This window comes from Micromonospora sp. URMC 107 (assembly GCF_051386315.1).
In the GTDB taxonomy this organism is placed as follows: domain Bacteria; phylum Actinomycetota; class Actinomycetes; order Mycobacteriales; family Micromonosporaceae; genus Micromonospora.
Genome location: NZ_JBPQTK010000006.1, coordinates 79,211 through 99,622 on the forward strand (window position 1 = coordinate 79,211; position 20,412 = coordinate 99,622).

The following is a 20,412-nucleotide window of genomic DNA, read 5'->3' on the forward strand; positions in this document are numbered from 1 at the left end:
TCTCCGCCTTAGCTGAGTCGAACCGTGTCGTGAGCGAGTGGTGTGGACGGCCGTCGGACCAACCGGACGAGACTCTCGGAGAAGCGCCGACACACCTCGGCTGCCACCTGCGGGGACACGAGGTTGCGTTGATGGACGAGGCGGAACGCGAGTCCACCGGCGTCGAGGGCGCCGTAGAGGCTCGTCGCGAAGGCGGCGTCCACGGGCGGCAGGTCGAACGTCTCGACGTCGTGGGACCCGATCCGTCGCCGCCGGCGGCTCCAGGGCACGGACAGTCCCACGTCGCTGCCGTCCACCGGCTGCTGAAGCGTCAACGTCGCCTGGAAGAGCGGATTCTGGCCGTGCCGATCGGCGGCGAGTGCCCGGACCAGGTCGCTGAAGGGGACGTCGGCGGTCGACAGTGCCGCCCGCAGTTCCCGCCACAGGCGTTCCTCGAGGGTCGACGGATCGGGCCGGTCGGTCAGGTCACCGAGGATGGGCACCATGTTGACCAGGTAGCCGACGGTGCCGGCGAAGCGCTGGTCGGTGCGCCCGTGATGCGGCGCGCCGATGACGATCCGCGGCTCGCCGGTCACCTGGTGCAGGGCTTCGGCGTAGGCGGTCAACAGGGAGACGAAGGGGGTGAAGCCGCGCCGCGCCGCGTGCCGGTGGAGGAGCCGTACGACGTCCGGGTCGACCTCGAAGTCGATCCAGCCGGCCCGGTGCCGCTCCGGGTCCGGTCGTCGTCGTCCAGACCGGGCTGAAGCAGGTCGCTCCGGAAAGAGGACGAGGTCACGCAGTGGTCGCCACTTCAGCGCCAGGGCCGTGACGCGGTCCCGCCGATCGGGATCGAGTCGCGCCTGCTGCTGCAGCCGGGCCCAGTCGGTGGCGTCCGCCGCGCCCGGTCCCGCCGTGGCCGGCGGGGCGTCGCCGCCCGTGATCCGGGGCAGGATCTCGGCGAGCAGGAGCTGGAGCGACCAGTGGTCGACGACCGCGTGATGACACGCCACGAGCAGCACCGTGCCGTCCGGCGGGTACGCCACCCCGGCCCGCACCAGCGGGCCCTTCACCAGGTCGAACGGACGGTAGGCCCGCTCGTGCAGGTAGGCCCGTACCGCCTCGTCGGGACCGTCCGGGAAGGCCCGGCACTCCCAGTCGACCGCGCCCTGGTCATGAACGGTCTGGACGCCGGAGCCGAGCGGTCCGAGCGTCGTACGCAGCGCGGGGTGCCGGGCGACGGCCGTGTCGATCGCGGCACGCAGCAGTTGCTCCTCCACGCGGCCGGAGACGCGCAGGGCGATCGCGAGGTTGTTCGCCCGGTTGCCGCGGGACACCTCGTCGTAGAAGTGCAGCTCGACCTGGCCGGCCGAGGCGGGGCCCACCGCGCCGGTCTGCGCCGGCAGCGGGGCGGCGGCCGGGCCGGGCGCCGCGGCGGCGGCGACCAGCTCGGCCACCGACCGGTCGCCGAAGAACAGCTCGGTGTCCAGGGTGCCGTTCACCAGCCGCTCGACCGCCGCCTTGAGTTCGATCAGTCGCAGCGAACCGAGTCCCAGCGCCGCCAGCGGCAGCGACCGGTCCAACTCGGCCCCGCCGAGGTTCGCGTACCGCCGGACGAGCTGTTCCACGGCGGTGGACCGGTCGCCGGGGTGGGCGTCGGCGGCGGCCCGCTCGGGTGCCACGGTCGCGACCGCCGGCACGACGAGCTTGAGCCGTCCGCCGGCGAACAGCTCCCTGGTGGCACGCCGGCGGATCTTCCCGCTGGAGGTCTTCGGTATCGCGCCGGGCATGACGACGACCACGTCGTCGAGGTCCAACCCGCACTCGGTGGCGACCCGACGCCGCAGCCCATCGGTCAACGACGTGAGCAGCGCAGGGTCCGCGCGCAGCCGCACCAGCCCGCTGCGGGACGCCTCGACCACCAGCGCCACCCGCTGGTCACCGGTCTCCGGCTGGAACGCCGCGGCACCGCCCTGGCGCAGGTGCTCGTCGCCCGCGGTGGCGACGGTTTCGATATCGTGCGGGTGGTGGTTGCGGCCCGCCCGGATGATCAGATCCTTCTGGCGCCCCGCGACGTAGAGTTCGCCGTCGTACATCGCGCCGAGGTCCCCGGTACGCAGGAATGTCCCCGGCTGGCCGCCGACGGTGGCGGCGAACGTCGCGGCGGAGTCGGACCTGCCCCAGTATCCGGCGGCCACCCCGCCGGATCGCACGCAGATCTCGCCGACCTCGCCCGCGGCGCAGGGTTCGCCGTCCGCGCGGCGCACGGCGACCGTCGTACCCGGGGGCGGGGTGCCGCAGGAGACCAGCGTGACCGGATCCGTCCCGGCCGCGCCGGTCGCCTCGGTCAGCCGGCCCGTTGCGAGAGCGTCCCGGTCGAAGGTGCTGGCGCGGTAGCCGGTGGACGCCTCGGGGCCGCTGACGAAGAGCGTCGCCTCCGCCAGGCCGTAGCACGGGTAGAAGGCTCGGCGGTCGAACCCGAGCGGCGCGTACGCGGCGGAGAACGCGTCCATCGTCCGCCTGTCGACCGGCTCCGCGCCGTTGAACGCGATCCGCCACGAGCTGAGGTCGACCCCGTCGAGCAGCCCGGCGTCGAAGCGGTCCGCCAGGAGCTGGTAGGCGAAGTTGGGTCCACCGGAACAGGTCGCCTTGAAACGGGACACCTCCGCCGGCCACCGCAACGGATCCCGGACGAACGCGAACGTGTCGAGCAGGATCGCCGGCACGCCCACGAACAGCGGCAGCAACGTGGTGCCGATGAGGCCCATGTCGTGGTACATCGGCAGCCAGCTGAGCACCACGTCGTCGCTGCCGATCCCGAAGCCGGCAGCGATGGCCCGGTGGTTGTCGGTGAGGTTGCCGTGGCCGACCATGACCCCCTTGGGATCGCCCGTCGATCCGGAGGTGTACTGGAGGAAGGCGAGGTCGCCCCGCTCCGGCCGGTGCGGCCCCACCGGAGCGGCTTGCGCCCGCACCGCCTCGATCGGGTGCACCGTCGGTCCGTCCGGCCCGGCCGCCAGCCCCGACAGCGGTTCGACCAGCTTCTCGGTGGTCAGCGCGTGGGTGGCTCCGCAGTCGCGCACCACGGAGGTGACGCGGTCGAGGCGCGTGTGGGGGCCCGGTGGGTAGAGCGGCACCGCGACCACGTTGGCGTAGAGGCAGCCGAGGAAGGCGGTGACGTAGTCGAGGCCGGGTGGGAAGAGCAGCAGCGCCCGGTCGCCCGGTTCGGCGATCGACCGCAGGTGGCCGGCCACGGTACGAGCGGCCTCGTCGAGCTGCCCGTACGTGGTGCTGGTCGCCGCCCCGGCACTGTCGACGAAGGTCAGAGCGTGGTCGTCCGCCCGGGTGTCCGCCCAGGCTGACAGGGCCGCGATGAGCGAGGTGTGCGTCATGGTCGTCTCTCAGTGGGCCGGGGCCAGGGACGCTTCGTCGCTGAAGGCCTCCGGGCGCTCCTCGTCGACCAGCAGCTGGACCTGGTCCACGGCGGTGTGGATCCGGTGGACGACCTCCGCTCTGCTGGAGCCCGTGGCGATGACGTACCCCAGGCGGTCGTAGGCGTTCCGTGGTGGTCGCACGGGCGTGCCCGGGGACGCCGTCACGGTCACCTGTTCGACGCCGTCGAGGCGCTCGATCTCCGCCCCGCCCGCGGTGCCCCGGAATGTCCCGGGTCGAGAAGCCACCAGGAACCCGATCCCGGCGTAGCCGTGCGTGGTCGAGGCGAGCCGGGTCGGTTCTCCGACGACCGAGGCCAGCTGCGCGGCGAGCAGGTCGGAGCCGGTGGCGAGGCGGTAGAGCTCGGGGATCATCCCGCCGGCCGGGCGGGGATTGATCTCGATGATGGCCGGGCCGGACGGCGTGCGGCGTACCTCGGTGTGGGTCGCCCCGTGTGACATCCCGACCGTGGCGAGTGCCCGCAGGACGGCGTCCACCAGCTCGGATGCCTGATCCGCCGGCAGGTCCGCGGGAAAGACGTGGCCGAGCTCCACGAAGTGCGGCCCACCGGTCACCCGCTTCTCGGTGATCCCGAGACAGCGGTTCCCGGTGCTCTCGCCGAACACCTCGACGCTGAACTCGGCACCCGGCAGGTACTCCTCGACCAGTGCGCAGCGGGCGGTCGGCATGCCCCGGACGTTGAGGCGCATCGCCAGGACCGTCTCCACGTGCGCGGTCGCCTCCTCGACGGTGGCGCAGAGCAGCACGGCGTTCGATCCGGAGTCGTCCGCGGGCTTCACCACGCACGGCAGGCCGACCTCGCTCACCGCGGCAGCCGCCCGGGCCGGGTCCGTCACCGCGACGAAGCGGGGTTGCCGGATCCCGCTGTCCCGCAGCGCCTCCCGCAGCAGGGCCTTGTTCCGGCAGGCGGCCACGGCTGCCGGCGGGTTGCCCGGCAGTCCCAGCCAGTCGGCCAACTCGGCGGCGAGCACGGTGTAGAAGTCGCTCGTCGTCGTCACCCCGGCGAGCTGTTCACGACGGAACCTGCCCTGAATGAGCGAGCGCAGGGCCGGCAGGTCGTGGGTCTCGCAGACGAGGACCTCGCAGTCGGTGTCGGCGAGACCCGGGTAGCGGTCGGGACGGTCGGTGAGGAGTACCGGACGCAGCCCCATCCGTCGCGCGACGCTCAGGGCGAGCACGCCGGTCCCGCTCGTGTTCGCCTCCAGGAACAACAGGTACCGCTCGTCGTTCGTGCGCGCGACGTCGTCCGTCCGCGACCAGCTCACGGCGACCTCGCCGGAGTTGATCGGACGCGGCTGGTCCATCGCGTCCATTTCGTGGAGGCGGTCGACGGCCCATCCGTCGTCGTAGACGGTCTGCGCGTACCGGTCGCCGCGGTCGGGGAAGATGCCGACGATCCTGGTCCCCGGCTCCGTCCGGCGAGCCACGTCCTTCAACACCTGGTAGACCGAGCCCGACGTGTTCCCGCCGAAGATCTGCTGTTCGCGGGCCAGGTCACGGGTGGCGCGGAACGCCTCACGGTCGTTGAGCCAGTGCACCTCGTCGATCTGGCGACGGTCCAGGTTGGCGGGCTCGAGGCTGTTGCCGAGTCCGCCCTGGAGCCTGGTGGGCACGTCCGGTTGGCCGAACAGCACGCTGCCCACGCAGTCCACCCCCACCACTCGCAGCTCGGGCAGCGCGCGTCGCAGCGCCCGGGCCGAGCCGCACAGCGATCCACCGGTGCCGACCGCCCCGACCAGGACGTCGAAGGAGGTGAGGTCCCCCAGCAGCTCTGCGGCCAGGGACCGGTACGCACCCGGGTTGTCCGGATTCCGGTACTGCTCGGGAAAGAACGCACCCGGCAGGCCTTCGAGGAGCTCGTGCAGCCGTTCGAGGCGGGCGCCCTGCCAGCCCTGGCTGGACATCCGGTCGACGACGTGCACCTGGCAGCCCAGGGCCCGCAGCTTGGCGAGCGTCACGGGGTCGATCCGGGGGTCGGTGACGACGTGCACCGGATGTCCCAGGGCGGTTCCGACGAGGGCGACTCCCAGCGCCATCGTGCCGGAGGAACTCTCGACGATCGGCGCGCCCGGCTGGAGTACGCCCAGCCGTCTGGCCTCGAGGATCACGTGGCGGGCGACTCGGTCCTTCATCGCGAAGAGGTTCTGGAGTTCGAGTTTGGCGTACACCTGGACGCGTGGGTCGACATCCATCCGCAGCCTGATCAACGGCGTGTGCCCGATGGCGTCGACGACGTTCTGGAAGATCACGCGCTGGCCCCCGATCGTTCGTAGGTGCCGATGTCGTTCGCGCCGAACCGGGCCGCTCCGCTCAAGATCGTCATTCCTTCCCCGATTCGACGCTCATTGACGCCCGAGCAGCGCCCGAGCGGAACCTCGCCGTTCACGACGGTCGTCCCACTGCTGCCGGAGGAGTCGGAAGTCGTCCGCCTGGCTGGCGAGCAGGTCGGTCAACGCCTGGGGATTGACCGAGCCCGCCGACCGCTTGCCACGAATCGCGTTGTCGATGTCGAAGGCGTTGGCGAGCACCCGTGCGCCGTCGGAGACCTGGTATCCGTGCCGGCCGGCGACCTCGGCCAACAGCGCGGGGTCTCCGGGATGGGGCGGGATGTCGGAGGAGATGGCCGCGGCGATGTACTGCCCGACGACGATCTGGGCGTCGCGCCAGGGAATCCCGTCGTTCAGGGTCAGGTCGTTCGCCAGTGTGAACGCGCCCAGGTACTCCCGCCGGCAGGCTTCCCGCATCCGGTCGGATCGGAAACGCAGGTTGTCGATGACAGTCGAGAAGAGCCGCAGAGCGGTCCGCGTGGTGGAGACGGAGGCATGGAGGTTCGCGGTCGCCTCCTTGGACACCTCCACCATGTTGGAATAGGGCGTCGAGCGTTGGGCGAGGACGATGTCCACACCAAAGGCGCCGAGATGTGCCAGCTTTCCGCGGATCCGCTCCAGGATCGGGAAGTTCTTCTTCTGCGGCATCGCCGCCGAGATGCCGGAAAGTTCGTCAGGCAGGTCGATGAAGGCGTACTCGTTGCTGCCCCAGGCCATGAGATCGGTGACGAAGCGGCTCAGTTCGGCACTCAGAATGGAGAATTCCGCCATCATCTCCAAGGCCAGCGACCGGGACGCCACCGCGGTCAGGGAGTGCGGAACCGGTCCCGCGAAGCCGAGCAGACGTGCCATGCGATGGCGGTCCCAGGGCAGCTGCTGACCCGCCATCGAGCCCGCGCCGAGCGGGGAGAGGTCGTTGCCGTCATAGGTGGCGAGCCAGCGGCGCAGGTTGTGCAGGATCTGCTGGGAGAGGGCGGCCAGATAGAAGCCGGGAGTGATCACCTGGGCTGCCTGCAGATGGGTGTATCCCGGCATCAGCAGATCGGTCGTACCGTTGGCGAGTCGATGGACGGCCTCGCCGAGGCCCAGCAGGTCCTCCGCCGCCCCACCGAACCACTCGCGTGCCGCGAGAGCGTGTGCGGTCGCCTGAGAATCGTTACGACTGCGGTCGACGTGCCAGGTCGGGACCGGCTCGGTCAGCTGACGATGCACCCATTGCTCGATGGCCATCGACGTATCGGACATGTTGGTGGCGGGGTCGGCGCTGAGCGTCGTCTCGTCGATCCTGCCAAGCTTGTCCGCGATGTCTCGGCGCTGGTCGCCGGTGATGACCCCCATCCGTTCGTACTCGAACAGGAGGACCACTTCCACAGCGAGATAGTGCGGAAGCAGGTGAGTCATGTCGAAGATGAACTGCGGTCGGAGGATCTCGTCGTGCACCTGGCGAGACGGGCCGCTGGACAACCGTCCTGACATCAGGGCGGAGCCCTCGGGAACGAGCTGCAACTGAAGACCCCCGTTACGGAAGTTGCACGGCCGGACCGCAACCCGACTCCGCGCCTTGCGGCGCGGGACATCGCCTACGGATCAGACCGCCTCGAATGAAAGACAGTCACCTGGGCAAGGCGCGACGATTCACAGGAAAGGCATGGCCGCATAAAACCGCAGTTCGGAACAATATGCGATCTTCAATGCGGCGAGCGTAGCCGCGCACCCGGTGCCACGCAAGGGACCGCATTTCGCGCGCTATGTCTGGTACGGGTCGCATTTGCTCGTCCCGGTACCCCGCGCCGAAGCACCCGCCCGGGCACCCTAACGACGGTGGGAGCTTTTCCCGGACCGAGGCCGCCCCTGGCCATTGATGCTGCTGGCAGGGCTGATGGCCTGGACCGAGTGCCCTTGGCGCCGAAAGACGGGGAACGGGTCAGGCGATCCAGGCCAGTGGGAGTTGACCCCGACCCATCCTCAGCCAACAGGGGACAGCGCCTGTCCACACCTGGCCCCTTCAAGCAGAATTCCAGGTTCCGTCGATGATGCCTGACTGGAAGCAGCCCCGCGACTACCGACCGTGCGGGAGGCCATCGCATTCCGGCCCCCGACGGGCGACGACTTCCCCGTCATCATGATTTGAGGGACTGCACAAATAATGGCTGATCGACCGATCAGGGGAGAGACGCCAGATGACGACCGAGATCACCTAGGGGCAGGAGCCGGCCGCCGGGCCGGCGTCATGGGAGGGTTCCGTCGACGCGGGCCCTGCGTACAGCGTGGAGCGGGAAGAAGGACGGGCGGCGAGGAGGTGTCCGACGCGGACCGCCGCGAGCAGCGCGACGCGTCGCTCGGTCGGGACCAGGCGGGCGCGCCGGCGCGTCCCGTCGGTGTCGGCGCCGCCCCGGTAGCCGAACACCAGGACGTCACCGCCTTCGTCCAGCACTGCGACGGCAGCAGGCGAAGCCGGCTCGGCGCGGGCGGGGAGGCTCGACTACCGCCCGACGCCGCGAGTCAGCTTCATATCTATACAGATATCGATTAGTCTCGAACCCGTCCCAGAGTGATCCACATTGGAGGAACCTCATGAGGAAGATGACCGTCCGTCGCAAGAGCTCGCTGCGCCTGCTGTCCGGGGCCCGCCGGCTCTGGATCGAGTGGTGCTGGTAGCAGCCGACACGGCGGGCGCTCCCGGGCGCCCGCCCCGGCGGCGATCGACCGGGCCATGACCGACGAGCCGGCCGGCTACGACTGCCACCGCGCCCACGGGCCGTACGCCGGAGTCTCCGCCTTCCTCGGCCGAATCGCCGCCGACCGCCCCCGCCTGGCGTCCCGCCACAGGATCGAGCTGCACGCGATCGCTCCCCACCTGGACGGCACGGCACGATCGGCCGCCGAGGAGGAGCCGATCCGGTTCCATCCCGCCCGACGCACCGCCTACCTGGCCTACGGCGCGGCCGAATTCGTGGCGGCCTGGGCAGACCGGCTCCGCCGCCCGGTCACGGTGCGGTTCACGCACGTCGGAAGCGCCGACGACACCACCCGCGAGCTGCTGGACGCGCTGACGCGCCGACTCGGCCCGTCCCCCGTGAGCCTCGCCCTGCACGACAGCGGCCCCCGCCAGGCGGCAACGGCCGCCCCGACGCTGGAGGCGATGCGCACGGCCCTGGGTGACAGCCTGGCCCACGGCTTCTACCACCACGCGGCCCGAACCGCCCGACGCGGGCGCGCCGTGGTGACTCCCGACGGCGACCTGCGGCACTGGTGGGCGTTCACCACCGGCCTGGCCACCGCCCTGGCGGCGCTGGACCGCGCCACCGAAGCCCTCGACCTCTACCACGAAGCCCGCGCTGCCACCGACAACCCCAAGATCACCATGTCGGCCGCGTACGCCACCGCCATGCTGTACGCCCGGCACCTGCCGGCCGCCGACCAGGACCCGGCGCAGGCGCGGCACTGGCTGGAGAAGGCGCTCCACCTCGCCGGCGGGCTGAACGACCCACGGCAGCGGGTGCTGTCCACCGTCTTCTACGAGCAGGGCCTGGCACTGCTGGACAGCAGGGAGGGCGATCCCGCCTCCGCGCTACGGCTGATCGACGACGGGCTGGCCCGGCTGGCCGCGGTGCTCGCCCCGGGCGAGCGCCCGCAGGACCTGGCCCGGCTACGTCACAACCGGGCGCAGGTGCATCTCGCCCTGGGCGATCCGGCGCGGGCCCTGACGGACCTCGACGCCGTGATCGCCCACGACCCCGGCAACTGCGAGTACTACGTGGACCGGGCCGCCCTGCACCGGGCGGCGGGGCGGCCACGGGCCGCGATCAGGGACTACGACACCGCGATCCGCCTGGGACCTCACCTGCCGGAGGCGTACTACAACCGGGCCATGATCCGACAGGAGCGGGGCCGTGCCGCGCGGGCGCGTGCCGACCTGGAGCGCGTGCTGACAATCGACCCCCGGCACCTCGACGCCCGGATCGCCCTGGTCAACCTGCACGTCCGAGGCGACGCGTTCGATCAGGCCGAGACGCACGCGCGGGCCGGGCTGGCGCTGGCCCCGCAGGAGCCCGCGCTGCTGTGCACCCTCGGGCTGATCCGCTCGGAGCGCGGCAGCCTCGCCGAAGCCGACCAGCTGTTCAGCAAGGCGCTGGCCGGGGATCCGGAGCTGGTCGAGGCTTGGACGAACCGTGCCGCGATCCGCTTCGAACGCGGCGACGTGCCCGCCGCCCTGGCCGACCTGGACCGGGCGGTCGCGCTGTCGGAGGCACCTGTCCCCCGCTACAACCGCGGCACGGCGCTGATGCGGCTGGGACGGTGGGAGGAAGCGGCCCGCGACTTCACCCGCGCGCTCACCCAGCCCGAGGTGGACCGGTCGCTGCGCCGCGACCTACGCGCGGAGCTGGCCCGCTGCCGTCGCGCCATGCGGTGACCACCGACCAAGGCGGTGTCGGCGGCCCCGCCGCAGCCGACCGAGGAAACGGCGCGCACCGGCCCATTGGCCGAGTCACGGTGCGGCACCGCCAACGGCTGGGTCGGCCTGACGAGGCAGTATCGTCCCGGAATGACCCCGGTGACCCCGACGCTGCCCGCAAGCACTGCGATGCTCCACTACTACCTGCTGCAAGCGGGCGGCGGGGAGGACACGACGGGGGCGGGACTGCTGGTCGAGGAGTTCGTGCTGGACGACGACCTGTCGGCCGTACGGCTGCGCGGTGCCTGCTGGACGGCGGCGGACGCCGGCTGGTGGAGCTCGGCGGCATTCGTGCGAGCAGTCCGCACGGACCGGCGCCTGCGCTCCCGGCTGACGGCCGTCAACCGCCCCGGGGCGGAAGCGGCGTACGGTCGACTCGGCGGCGGGACGCTACCGGACGAGGACACGCTGCGCCGCCACTTCAGCGACGACGTCCCGCTGGCGGCCGGCGCACCGCTGCGGCTGGGCACCGGCCCGGCCGTTCACCGGGTGCTCTTCGCCGGTGAACCGGACGGTGACGCGATAGCCCGCCTGTCGGCGTTGCTGCGGCTCGGCGCCGCCCCCGGCACGGACGTGACCGAGCCTGGCGTGGTCGGCACCGGCCGGCTGCGGGTCAACGACACGAACCACCTCTGGCGTCTCCGCCGCGTCGGCGGTGTCGCGTGGAGCATCGACGTGACGTCCGACCCGGCCGGTGGAGAGGGACTGCGCTGGGTGCTGCGCCAGCTCACCGACGTGGCCCGCGGCCACGGCCTGGTCCCCACGACGATCGAACGCCTCTCCTGACGACGACCGGCGCCGGCCGATCACACGTGGGGCAGGCGTGGGCTGGCGTCGACGCACGCCAACTCCGGCTGGGCCCGGCCCTGCTCGTGTGCACGAACACCGCGAGGAGTAGCGGGCCGCCTCAGGTCACCAGGCCCCGACGGTACGCGTACACCACGGCCTGGACCCGGTCGCGCAGGTCGAGCTTGGTGAGGATGCGGGACACGTACGTCTTGACCGTCTCCTGGCTGATCACCAGGGCCGCGGCGATCTCGCTGTTGGACAGGCCCTCCGCGATGAGCCGGAGCACCTCCATCTCGCGCGGGGTCAACGCGCCGCCGCCTGGGTCGCCCTCGGCCGGGCGGATGCGGGCCGCGTAGCGGCCCACCAGCCGCCGGGTCACCTCCGGGGCCAGCAGCGCGGCGCCCGTCGCCACCGTGCGGATGCCGTGGAGCAGCTGTGCCGGTGGGGCGTCCTTGAGCAGGAAGCCGCTGGCGCCCGCACGCAGCGCCTCGTAGACGTACTCATCGAGGTTGAACGTCGTCACCACGAGAACCTTCACCGGCTCGGGGACCCCGGCGCCAGCCAGCAGGCGGGTCGCCTCGATGCCGTCGAGCACCGGCATCCGGACGTCCATCACCACCACGTCCGGCCGGAGCCGAACGGCCAGGTCGACCGCCGCGCGCCCGTCGCCGCACTCGCCGACGATCTCCATGTCGGGCTGTGCGTCGATGATCGTCGCGAATCCGGCGCGGATCAGCTCCTGGTCGTCGCAGACCAGCACCCGGACCGGCGCGGTCATGACGGGTTTCCAGCGGGGATCCGGGCCCGCACGAGGAAACCGCCGCCGGCCTGCGCGCTCGCGCTGAAGTCGCCACCGAGGGCGGTGACCCGCTCGTGGAGCCCGGCGAGGCCGCGCCCGCTGCCGCCCGGGGACGCGCTGCCGGATCCGGAGCCGTCGGTGCTGATCTCCACGGTCGTCTCTCCTTCCCCGTGGTGGACGTGAACCCTGGTCCGGCTGCCGTGCGCGTACTTCAGCGCGTTCGTCAGCGCCTCCTGCACCACCCGGTACGCCGCCACCTCGGCGCCGCCGGTGGTCGCCACCGACGTGCCCTCCCGGACGAACTCGACCGGCTGTCCGGCCTGCCGGGAATGGTCGACGAGGGCGTCCAGGTCGCCGACGGACGGCGTACGCGGATCGCCTGTGCTGTGATCCGGGTTGAGCAGGTCGAGCAGCTGCCGCAGGTCGCCGACGGCCCGGCGGCCGGTGCCGGTGATCGCGGTCAAGGCCTGGTCCAGCTTGTCCGGGGCGCCGGTCAGGTAGCGCGCCGCCTCGGCCTGCACGACCATCGCCGTCACGTGGTGGGTGACGACGTCGTGCAGCTCCCGGGCGATGCGCGTGCGCTCCGCCGTACGGGTGGCATCCTCGACATGGCGGCGGCGTTCCGCCTCGGCGGCCCGGTTCTGGCGCAGCCACGCCCCGATGCCCCACGCGAGCGCCAGCAACAGGTAGAAGGTGGTGAACCCCGCGACGCCCTCACCCGAGCCGAGCCGGTCGAGGGAGATCGCCAGGGGCACGTACGCCGCCGAGGCGAGACCCGCGACGACCCAGCGGCGCCGCTCCAGGTGGGCGCCGGCGCTGATGAGCGCGATGGCCAGTCCCGTACCCGCGATGGTGTGGTAGCCGCGAAGCTGGTCGATCGCGAAGCCGAGCGACACCAGCGCGAGGCAGACGGCCGGCCACCGACGGCGTACGGCCAGCGGCAGGCACTCCAGGGCGACGACACCGACGGTCAGCGCGTCGTACGGGCGGTCCGGGAGGTCGCCGAGCTGCGTACCCTGCCGCTCCAGCGCCGGGACCACCGCCGCGAGGGCGAGGGCCAGGGCGAACGGGAGATCCCGGACCGTGATCGGCCACTGCCGCCACAGATCCGGAAGCCTCCGGAGCTTGATCACTGGGTGACTGTAGCGGTTGCCGGGGCCTGCGCCGCGCGATGGCGGCGCGGGACGATGTGCCCGCGGCGCTTGGCCAGCCACAGGAACACCACGGTCAGCACCGCGCCGGCCAGCACCGCGTACAGGCTGCCCTCCGGCCCGAAAGCGCCGCCGCTGAGTGCGACCGGCCCCGACGTCGAGGCCTCGAGCAGCCCCTTCGACTCGCTGTTACCCGAAACCACGACGCTGAAGATGCCGCCGGCGGCGAAGTTCCAACCGAAGTGCAGGCCGATCGGGACCCACAGGTTCCGGGTGGCGGCGTAACAGGCGGCCAGCATGAACCCGGCCTCGATGGCGATGGCGGTCGCCCCCCACACGGTGGCGTCCGGGTTCACCAGGTGCATCGCGCCGAACACCACGCCGGTCAGGGCGAGAGCGATCCAGGTGCCCGTACGCTCCTCGATGATGCGGAACAGCACCCCCCGGAACAGCAGCTCCTCGGTGACCGCGGCGGCCGCCATGAGCCCGAGCACACCCAGCGCCTGCGTCGGCGAGCCCCAGCCCTCGACGTGGTAACCGCCGAGGAACGCGATGTTGGCGATGACGGCCGCGAACATGGCGAAGCCGATGAGCGTCGCGCGGCCCAGCTTCCCGCCCCAGCCGTCCTGGCCGAGCTCGGTCGGCTCACGGCGCTCGGTGCGCCGCACGACCCACCGGTAGACGACCACGCCCAGCACCGCCGTCACAGCGCCGATCACCAAGGCGAGGAAGAAATTGCCCTCGACGGCGGCGACGCTCTGCCCGCCGACGAGGGCGACGGCGGCGACGGCGAGAAGCTGTTTGAGGAAGCGCATGATGACTCCTTCGCAGACCGCGACCGGAGCGCCGCGGACACGAAGAAACCTATGAAGTTCCGCCGCCACAATCGTCACCGTGCGGTGGACACTTGCGGGTAGCTCGCACGGGGGACAGACCCCCTCCGGAGGCCGGCCACCCGGTCGGACATGGCGCGCTCCGCCGCTCGCCGCGCCGCGTCCGGCCGTGGGACCTAGGCCCCGGTGGCGTGCCCGGCGTCCGAGGTCGCCGACCGGTACCTGGGCCTGAGGGCCGCCGGCCGGCTGTGACCGGCGGAGCCTTACCGTCTCCGCCGGCACTGTGAACGATCTGCCGGTGGCTCCGGGCAGGTGGATCGTCGGGTACCGGCGGACCAGCCGGTACCCGACGATCCGTCGGCGCTACGGTCAGGGCGTCGGTACGTTGAACCGCAGCCCGAGGCTCGGTCGCAGGACCGGCTGCCGGTAGGTGTACTGGATCGCGGAGCTACCGTCGCCGTTCTCGATACCGATGGTGGCGCCGCCACCACGCTCCAGGAACGTCCCGTCGTTGTCGGTGTAGGCGAAGCTGTAGCCACCGGCCTCGTCGATGATCACCTGGAAGGTGACCCGGGTGAGCGGGTCCTCGTACGAGTGCACGTTGCGCCACTCGATGACGAACTGGCGGTTCGGTGCGGTGCCCCGGACCGAGGTCCGCACGCTGGCGTTTGCGTCCACCACCCAGTCGTGCCAGAACGGGTAGAGCGCGGCGTTCGGTTCCTCCGGACTCTCCACCGACGGGATCGGCCAGGCGTCCGGCGACGGCTCACCCGGGTCGGCGAAGGTCACCAGACCGTTGATGTCCACCCAGCCGGTGGTGTACGTCTGGCCGTACAGGGTGACCGGGAAGGGCAGGCTGACCTGGGTGTACGCGTCGCCCCCGGTGATCGGCAGGACCGTGGTGTCCGCCGGGGTGTACGCCACGGGCTGCTCGGTCACCGTGTAGCCGGCCCCAGCCGGGGTGGTCGCCAGGGCGACGTCGACAACCTGTTCGGTGTTGGTGCCGACCACGACCTGGTGGACCGAGGAGCCTTTGCAGGCGCCGGCGGATACCGTGCTGATCACGGCGTACGATCCGGCCGGCACGTTGTTGACCTGGTAGGTGCCGTTTGCCGCGGTGGTGGCCGACAGGCCGGCCACCGTGACGCTGGCCCCGGTCGCCGGCGTGCCCTGGCAGGTGACGACGCCGGTGACCGAACCCAGTCCCGGCGGGTTGGGCTTGAACGTCACGCCCTGCCCACTGGCCAGCCACGCCTCCCTGTGCAGGTACTGGAAGCCGAGCGACCCGCTGGCGTTCTCGATGCCGACGGTCGCCTCGGCGCCCTGCTCGACCGGCTTGGCCGGGTCGATCCCGCTGTAGGCGAGGGTGATGTCCCCGCCCTCACTGAAGATCACCTCGAAGGTGGCCCGGGTGTTGGTGTCCCCGTAGAGGTGGACGTTGCGCCATTCCACCACCCACTGCCGGTTCGGCGCGCTGCCGCTGATCTTCGTGGCGATCTTCGCCTGCGAGTCGACCACCCAGTCGTCCCAGTGCACGTAGACGGCGGCGTTCGGGGAGCCCTCGGCGGCCGGCGACGGGAGCGTGCCGGGAATCGACCCGATCCACCCGAAGTACGCCGGGTCCTTGAAGCTGATCAGACCGTTGGCGCTGATCCAGGCCGACGTGTACGACTCGCCGTAGAGCTTGACCGGGAACGGCGGGTTCTTGGGCCACACCGTCTCATCACCGCTCCACCCCTCGACCACGTCACCGGGGACGAAGGTCTGGGCGCCGGTGGTGCACTTGTAACCGAACTCGTCCCCGTCGACCATCACCGACAGGTCCACCCCGGAGACCCCGCCCGGGTGGTTGACGGTCTCCTTGGCGTACCGCCCGGCACAACGGTTGTCGCCGGTGGACGCGGCGAGCGTGTACTCGCCGACGGCGACGCCGGTGAACTGGTAGCCGCCGTCGGCGCCGGTGGTGGTGCTGCGGTTACCCGGGTTGAGGGTCACTGTCGCGCCGGAGACCGGTTGACCGGTCACCGCCGTGGTGAGCGTGCCGCTGACCGAGCCGACCGGGGCCGGGGTGTAGGTGATCGAACTGTTGCCGGTGAGCGCCGCCTCCTGGAAGGAGTAGAGCGCGGCGACCGTGCCCGAGCCGTTCTCCAACCCGATGGTCGCGGCCGCTCCCTGCTCGGTGGGGGTGGTCATGGTGCCGTAGTGGAAGGCGATCCGGCCGTCCTCGTGGAAGATGACCTCGAAGGTCAGCCGCCCGGCGTTCGGCGGTCGGAAGTTGACGTTGCGCCACTCGACCACGAACGACCAGAGAAACTCTCATAGGCGTCAATATTTACGCCCGTCGAGTTGAAAAGATGCCACGAAGCCGCTGACATCCGCACCGACGGCAGAATTGTCAGACTCGGAGCGATCGGAGAAACAGGCGACCCGCCTGCTCAACCAGCGGGGCAAACCTCATTCAGTTCTTTTTGGACCCTGATCAGATCAGTCCCCGTCGCATCAGCGCTGCCCGCCGCCTGCTGGCGAAGCAGGTCGGTGTAGTGACGCAGAACGGCGCGGAGTCGCTCGTCGCTCACCCGCTCCACCAGTGGACGGAGTTGCGCGGCCCACGCCTCGAAATAGCGGCGACGCAATTCGGCCACGTCAGCCGCGCCGGGGGCGCCGGTGTACGCCGCTTTCACCGCGTCGTGGTAGGCGCGACCCTCCGGCGTACCACCGGCGACGTACCGCTCGTCGATCACCCTGACGTCCGCGCAGACCTCCGCCGAATTGTCAGGTGGAACCGGGCGGCCCCCCGGTTCCGTCTCACCACAGCCAGCGACCGCGAGGACCACCGCCGCCACCCACCACCACCGCTGCCAGCTTGCCATCAATGCGATCACAGGTCCTCAACTCGTCTGATCTGGTCCCGGTCCGTCAGCGGCTGACGGGCCGGGGAGTGTGCTGCATCGAACCACACCAACCTATCCCTCCGCGGGTCTCTGCCAGAATCGGTGTCGACCCTCCGCTCGCCAGGCGCAACTCCTTGCCGTTTCACCCTCAGCCCATCCGTTGCGGACCATCTCCGCCCCGAGGAGAATCCTCCCTTACTTCGTCATTGAGATTTCAACCAATAGGCTCGGGTGGCATCAACTATGGATTTGAAATCGTCTTCATCAATTCTTGCGACGAAAATGGGACCGGACGCATGCGTCGACACTTCTTGCGCGACGATGGTGAACCGCCCTGCACGTACGTAGCTATATACCGTCCATCGATCCAGTGACTCGACGCTCGACATGATGGCCGAGTCATGCAGGAATTCATCATCAGCCAGCAGTTCCATAAATCCCACAGGGTCAGTGTCGAGCAGATCCAGCCTTCTGTCGTCGATATGCGGCCGATTCTTGAGCTGCGTCATCACCGAACCGAGGATGCAACCCTCGCTATCACCCACCAGCTGGCCATCCACGATGAGCTGGAAGCGAAACATTCGGCGATCAGAGAGAGGGCTCACCAGCAACCCGAATTGACCATCATCGTCCAGGAATCTCAACCCTTACCCCCGCCGGACCTGGATAGGAATATGATTCAAGGGAATCTCTACCGGATTACCCCGATTGTCAACACCATTAGAGCTGCCACTCCAATGCCAATTTCCATGCTCATCGTTGGAATATATATAGTAGACGGCCTTCTTGCCGGAACCGATTTTAGTCCAACGCGTCCCGCCAATAAGAATACTATTCTGGAACTGCGCTTCCGCGTCGGCCGGCAAGACACCCTTTTTGGGATTGTACGGGTTCGGTCCACCATGTGGATCATGGTGTCCAGGGTTTTCATAGCCGGGGATACAACCGTCCGGCCCTGTGTTGTGCACGAGGACCGGGATATTGCCGGTGAGCACATAGTACGTGTGGATGTCATCGACGGTCAGGTTGTAGGCCAGTGCCACCCGGCTGCTGCCCTTGACGAAGCCGATGACCTCGGTCTCTGAACCGTCCGCCGTCCGCAGCAGATCACCGGGGTCCAGTTCGCTGGCGAACTGCCACTGCTGGTCGGTCACGTTTCAGTAGGGATGATCCTCGGTCGTGCGGAGGCGCCCTCCCGTCACGTTCAGGTCACGGAGTTCGTCGTCGTGGACCCACACCTTGGTCACGGTGCGCGGTCCCTGCTCCCCCGTCTCCGGGTCGGTGGCCAGTACGACGTCACCGACCTCGATCTCTTCGATCGGTTTGGTGTCTCCGGCGGCCAGCAGGACTTCCGTGTCGCCAGCAAAGCTTCTGCACCCGTGTACCCGGGGACCACGCGGACCAGGTCCTCCCCGAGGCCCGCGTGGACCGACGATGCCGTGCATGCCGCCCGGTTCCGGGGTGATCTGGCCGCTGATGCCCGCCACCCACAGCTTGAACTGGCCTGATCCCTTGATGTATCCGTTGTTGGTAGCTAGCAGCAGGCCGGCCCGGGTCACCTCATATCGGCGTGTGGGACAACCAGCGTGACGATCTCGAAAATCCCCTGACTCGATGGCTCAACAGCCAGCCGCAGGCCCGTCCGCAACCGCCTACCCGCCGGCGGTGTGGTCTGCGGTTCGCGTTCTACGGCCGGATGTCGACAGTCGAGCACCAGGACCGGGTGACCTCTCGGCACTGGCAGCGGGACTGCGCCAGCGAGCTCGTCGCCGGTCACGGGGTGATCGTCGCCGAGAACTTCGACGTCGGCTGCTCCCGCCGCCGCGGCTGGCGGCAGCGCCCCCAGGCCGCCGCGCTGCTGGCCGCGCTCGACGACCCAGATCGCGGGGACGGTATCTCGGTGGCCGGCCGCCCTACGGTTACCGACTCGCCGACGCCGCCCCTCATCCGAACGCCGCGCACGCCCGCTGGGGTCGCCGGCTTCGACGCCTCGAACCAGATCCGGCCACGGCCGGACACGTCCGGTGGACGTTCGCACAACGCCTGGATGGCCCGAGTCTCGCCAGCATCGCGCGCGCCCTCAACGACGCCGGCATACCGTGCCCGTCGGGCATCGGTCCCGACCGCAATTCACACCGCAGCGGCGACCGGTGGACCCTGCGAACGGTCGCGGCGACACTCGCCAACCCTCGCTACACCGGCCGGCAGGTCTGGAATCGGCAACCCGCGCACACCAACACCGACGCCAGCCGCCCACCACGGCACGACCCGCCGCTACCCGCTCACCGGCCTACTGCGCTGCGCACCATGCGGCCGAAGAATGGAATCGCACTGGATCGATCAGCGCCCCGGCTACCGATGCCGCCACGGCCACACCAGCACCCAACCAACCGCCGGCGCAAGATCCTCTATCTCAGGGAAGACCACATCATCGCAAGGCTCGCCGAGCATCCCCAGCGGCATCCAGACTCCACACGACCTGGTCACGCTCCCGCAAAGGAGGAAGGTCACCATCGTCTGCGACCAGGAGCACTTGCACACCGACCATAGAGTCATCCGCGCAGGACGACCCGCTCGGATCATGATCGATATGTGGTAATGATGTGTCCGAGGGGGGACTTGAACCCCCACGCCCTATACGGGCACTAGCACCTCAAGCTAGCGCGTCTGCCATTCCGCCACCCGGACCTGCTCGTCCAGCCTACCGTGTCGACCGGGGTGAACTTCCACCCGCGCCCGCCCTGGTGGGCCGCACGGGGAGTTACTGTACACGCCCCGGGTGGATCATGCACATCAGCTTCCGGCCGATGGGTCGACGCAGGTCGGAAGGGTGCCCGGACCCGTGTGAGCCACCGCCAACCGGTGGGCCTGGGTAGCGTCCGACGGGCCTCACGCGGCAGCATGGCCACGTGTCCCATCCCTCTCCCCTGGCCGCCGTGCAGCACCGGGCCCTCGCCCTGCGCGCCGCGGGCGATCTCTACTCCGCCCGTCGACTGCTCACCGACGCCGTCGGCTCCGCCCGGCCGCCGTACGGCAAGGACCACCCGGATGTGCTGAGCACCGCGCACCTGCTGGCCCGCCTGCACAGGGAGGCGGGCGACCCGGGCGCCGCCCGCCGGGTGCTGGAGGAGGCATTCGCCGCCGGCGAGCGGCTCTGGCCGCCGTCCGATCCGCTGATGCTGGCGCTCGCCTTCGAGTTGGCCGCCGTGGCGGACGAGCTGGGCAACCGGCACGAGGCGCGCCGCAACTACACCCGCGTCGCCAGTCTCGGGCCCGCCGTGCTCGGTCTCGACCACCCGGCGGTACGCACGGCGCGGCAGTATCTCGGCGACGCCGCTCCCGCCCCTGCGCCCGCGCCGCCGGTCGCGCGGCCCGCCATGTCCGCGCTCTCCGAGCCGACGATGTCGCTGGCGGTGCTCTCCACCACCTGGCGGCCGCACGAGCCCGCCGCCGTCGGCCCTCCGCAGCCGCCGGCCGCGCAGCCGATGCCGCCGCACGTCACCAGCACCCCACCGGCCGCACCGGCGTCCCCGCACACCCCGCCGATCCCGCCGCCGCCGCCCGTTCCGGGCGTGCGCGGCGTGGGACGGGCGACACCCGTCGCCCCGGCGTCGCACCCTGCGGCGGGTCCGCAGCCGCCCCGCTCGGCCGGCCACGCGCCGCAGGTGCCGCCCGCGCCGCCGCAGCCGTATCCGGCCCCGCCGCAGGGTGCCCAGGTTCCGCCCCCACCGGTGGTG

13 protein-coding genes, 1 tRNA gene and 2 pseudogenes are annotated in these 20,412 nt (G+C 70.5%); 5 read left to right on the forward strand and 11 right to left on the reverse strand.

The features are described 5' to 3' along the window. Positions 1-8 precede the first annotated feature (8 nt). From ACSNN9_RS02570 to ACSNN9_RS02580, 3 genes are all read right to left on the reverse strand, one after another. Positions 9-3,368 carry an AMP-binding protein gene (locus ACSNN9_RS02570; protein ID WP_436671004.1) on the reverse strand — a complete coding sequence of 1,120 codons (3,360 nt, stop codon included), beginning with the start codon at positions 3,366-3,368 and terminating at the stop codon, positions 9-11. A 9-nt stretch (positions 3,369-3,377) separates the two neighbouring features. Further along, complete coding sequence (locus ACSNN9_RS02575; RefSeq protein WP_436671005.1) at positions 3,378-5,678, reverse strand: pyridoxal-phosphate dependent enzyme; 2,301 nt, start codon at positions 5,676-5,678, stop codon at positions 3,378-3,380. Between the two features lie 93 nt (positions 5,679-5,771). Further along, positions 5,772-7,196 carry an argininosuccinate lyase gene (locus tag ACSNN9_RS02580; RefSeq protein ID WP_436671006.1) on the reverse strand — a complete coding sequence of 475 codons (1,425 nt, stop codon included), beginning with the start codon at positions 7,194-7,196 and terminating at the stop codon, positions 5,772-5,774. Positions 7,197-8,469: 1,273 nt separating this feature from the next. Here ACSNN9_RS02580 and ACSNN9_RS02585 point away from each other — a divergent pair. Together ACSNN9_RS02585 and ACSNN9_RS02590 are read left to right on the forward strand one after the other, a co-directional pair. After that, positions 8,470-10,170: a tetratricopeptide repeat protein gene (locus ACSNN9_RS02585; protein ID WP_436671007.1), complete on the forward strand. Its 1,701-nt coding sequence runs from the start codon at positions 8,470-8,472 to the stop codon at positions 10,168-10,170. Positions 10,171-10,302: 132 nt separating this feature from the next. Next, on the forward strand, positions 10,303-10,998 hold the full coding sequence (locus tag ACSNN9_RS02590) for a hypothetical protein (protein ID WP_436671008.1): 696 nt from the start codon (positions 10,303-10,305) through the stop codon (positions 10,996-10,998). A 121-nt stretch (positions 10,999-11,119) separates the two neighbouring features. Here ACSNN9_RS02590 and ACSNN9_RS02595 read toward each other — a convergent pair whose 3' ends face one another. From ACSNN9_RS02595 to ACSNN9_RS02625, 7 genes and pseudogenes are all read right to left on the reverse strand, one after another. Next, a complete protein-coding gene (locus ACSNN9_RS02595; RefSeq protein ID WP_436671009.1) occupies positions 11,120-11,779 on the reverse strand; it encodes a response regulator in 660 nt (219 codons plus the stop codon). Further along, positions 11,776-12,933, reverse strand: a complete 1,158-nt coding sequence (locus tag ACSNN9_RS02600; protein ID WP_436671010.1) for a sensor histidine kinase — start codon at positions 12,931-12,933, stop codon at positions 11,776-11,778. The genes ACSNN9_RS02595 and ACSNN9_RS02600 overlap by 4 nt, the downstream gene beginning before the upstream one ends. Next, positions 12,930-13,766 carry a CPBP family intramembrane glutamic endopeptidase gene (locus ACSNN9_RS02605; RefSeq protein ID WP_436671015.1) on the reverse strand — a complete coding sequence of 279 codons (837 nt, stop codon included), beginning with the start codon at positions 13,764-13,766 and terminating at the stop codon, positions 12,930-12,932. Before ACSNN9_RS02605 ends, ACSNN9_RS02600 begins: the two co-directional genes overlap by 4 nt. A gap of 387 nt (positions 13,767-14,153) precedes the next feature. Continuing rightward, positions 14,154-16,082, reverse strand: coding sequence for a carboxypeptidase regulatory-like domain-containing protein (locus ACSNN9_RS02610; RefSeq protein ID WP_436671011.1), 1,929 nt, complete (start codon positions 16,080-16,082; stop codon positions 14,154-14,156). A 137-nt stretch (positions 16,083-16,219) separates the two neighbouring features. Beyond that, entirely contained in the window at positions 16,220-16,666 is a 447-nt protein-coding gene (locus ACSNN9_RS02615) for a hypothetical protein (RefSeq protein ID WP_436671012.1), read from the reverse strand. Between the two features lie 212 nt (positions 16,667-16,878). After that, positions 16,879-17,256 (reverse strand): hypothetical protein, encoded by a 378-nt coding sequence (locus ACSNN9_RS02620; RefSeq protein ID WP_436671013.1) that lies wholly within the window; start codon positions 17,254-17,256, stop codon positions 16,879-16,881. A 66-nt stretch (positions 17,257-17,322) separates the two neighbouring features. Then, a pseudogene (locus ACSNN9_RS02625) lies at positions 17,323-18,060 on the reverse strand (Hint domain-containing protein); the annotation flags it as partial. 229 nt (positions 18,061-18,289) lie between these two features. Here ACSNN9_RS02625 and ACSNN9_RS02630 point away from each other — a divergent pair. Next, positions 18,290-18,850, forward strand: a pseudogene (locus ACSNN9_RS02630) (hypothetical protein); the annotation flags it as partial. A 145-nt stretch (positions 18,851-18,995) separates the two neighbouring features. Continuing rightward, positions 18,996-19,274 (forward strand): hypothetical protein, encoded by a 279-nt coding sequence (locus tag ACSNN9_RS02635; RefSeq protein WP_436671016.1) that lies wholly within the window; start codon positions 18,996-18,998, stop codon positions 19,272-19,274. 5 nt (positions 19,275-19,279) lie between these two features. On the opposite strand, the gene ACSNN9_RS02640 is transcribed toward ACSNN9_RS02635, so the two are convergent. Further along, positions 19,280-19,363, reverse strand: a tRNA-Leu gene (locus tag ACSNN9_RS02640). A 221-nt stretch (positions 19,364-19,584) separates the two neighbouring features. Between ACSNN9_RS02640 and ACSNN9_RS02645 the strand changes: the two genes are divergently transcribed. After that, the coding region (locus ACSNN9_RS02645; protein ID WP_436671014.1) for a tetratricopeptide repeat protein at positions 19,585-20,412 on the forward strand (828 nt) is incomplete at its 3' end.

Excerpts from the sequence above, each read along its gene's own strand:
- ACSNN9_RS02570 (WP_436671004.1), bottom strand. The coding sequence starts at position 3,368 with ATGACGCACACCTCGCTCATCGCGGCCCTGTCAGCCTGGGCGGACACC.
- ACSNN9_RS02585 (WP_436671007.1), top strand. The coding sequence starts at position 8,470 with ATGACCGACGAGCCGGCCGGCTACGACTGCCACCGCGCCCACGGGCCG.
- ACSNN9_RS02590 (WP_436671008.1), top strand. The coding sequence starts at position 10,303 with ATGACCCCGGTGACCCCGACGCTGCCCGCAAGCACTGCGATGCTCCAC.
- ACSNN9_RS02595 (WP_436671009.1), bottom strand. The coding sequence starts at position 11,779 with ATGACCGCGCCGGTCCGGGTGCTGGTCTGCGACGACCAGGAGCTGATC.
- ACSNN9_RS02605 (WP_436671015.1), bottom strand. The coding sequence starts at position 13,766 with ATGCGCTTCCTCAAACAGCTTCTCGCCGTCGCCGCCGTCGCCCTCGTC.
- ACSNN9_RS02620 (WP_436671013.1), bottom strand. The coding sequence starts at position 17,256 with ATGTTTCGCTTCCAGCTCATCGTGGATGGCCAGCTGGTGGGTGATAGC.
- ACSNN9_RS02635 (WP_436671016.1), top strand. The coding sequence starts at position 18,996 with ATGGAATCGCACTGGATCGATCAGCGCCCCGGCTACCGATGCCGCCAC.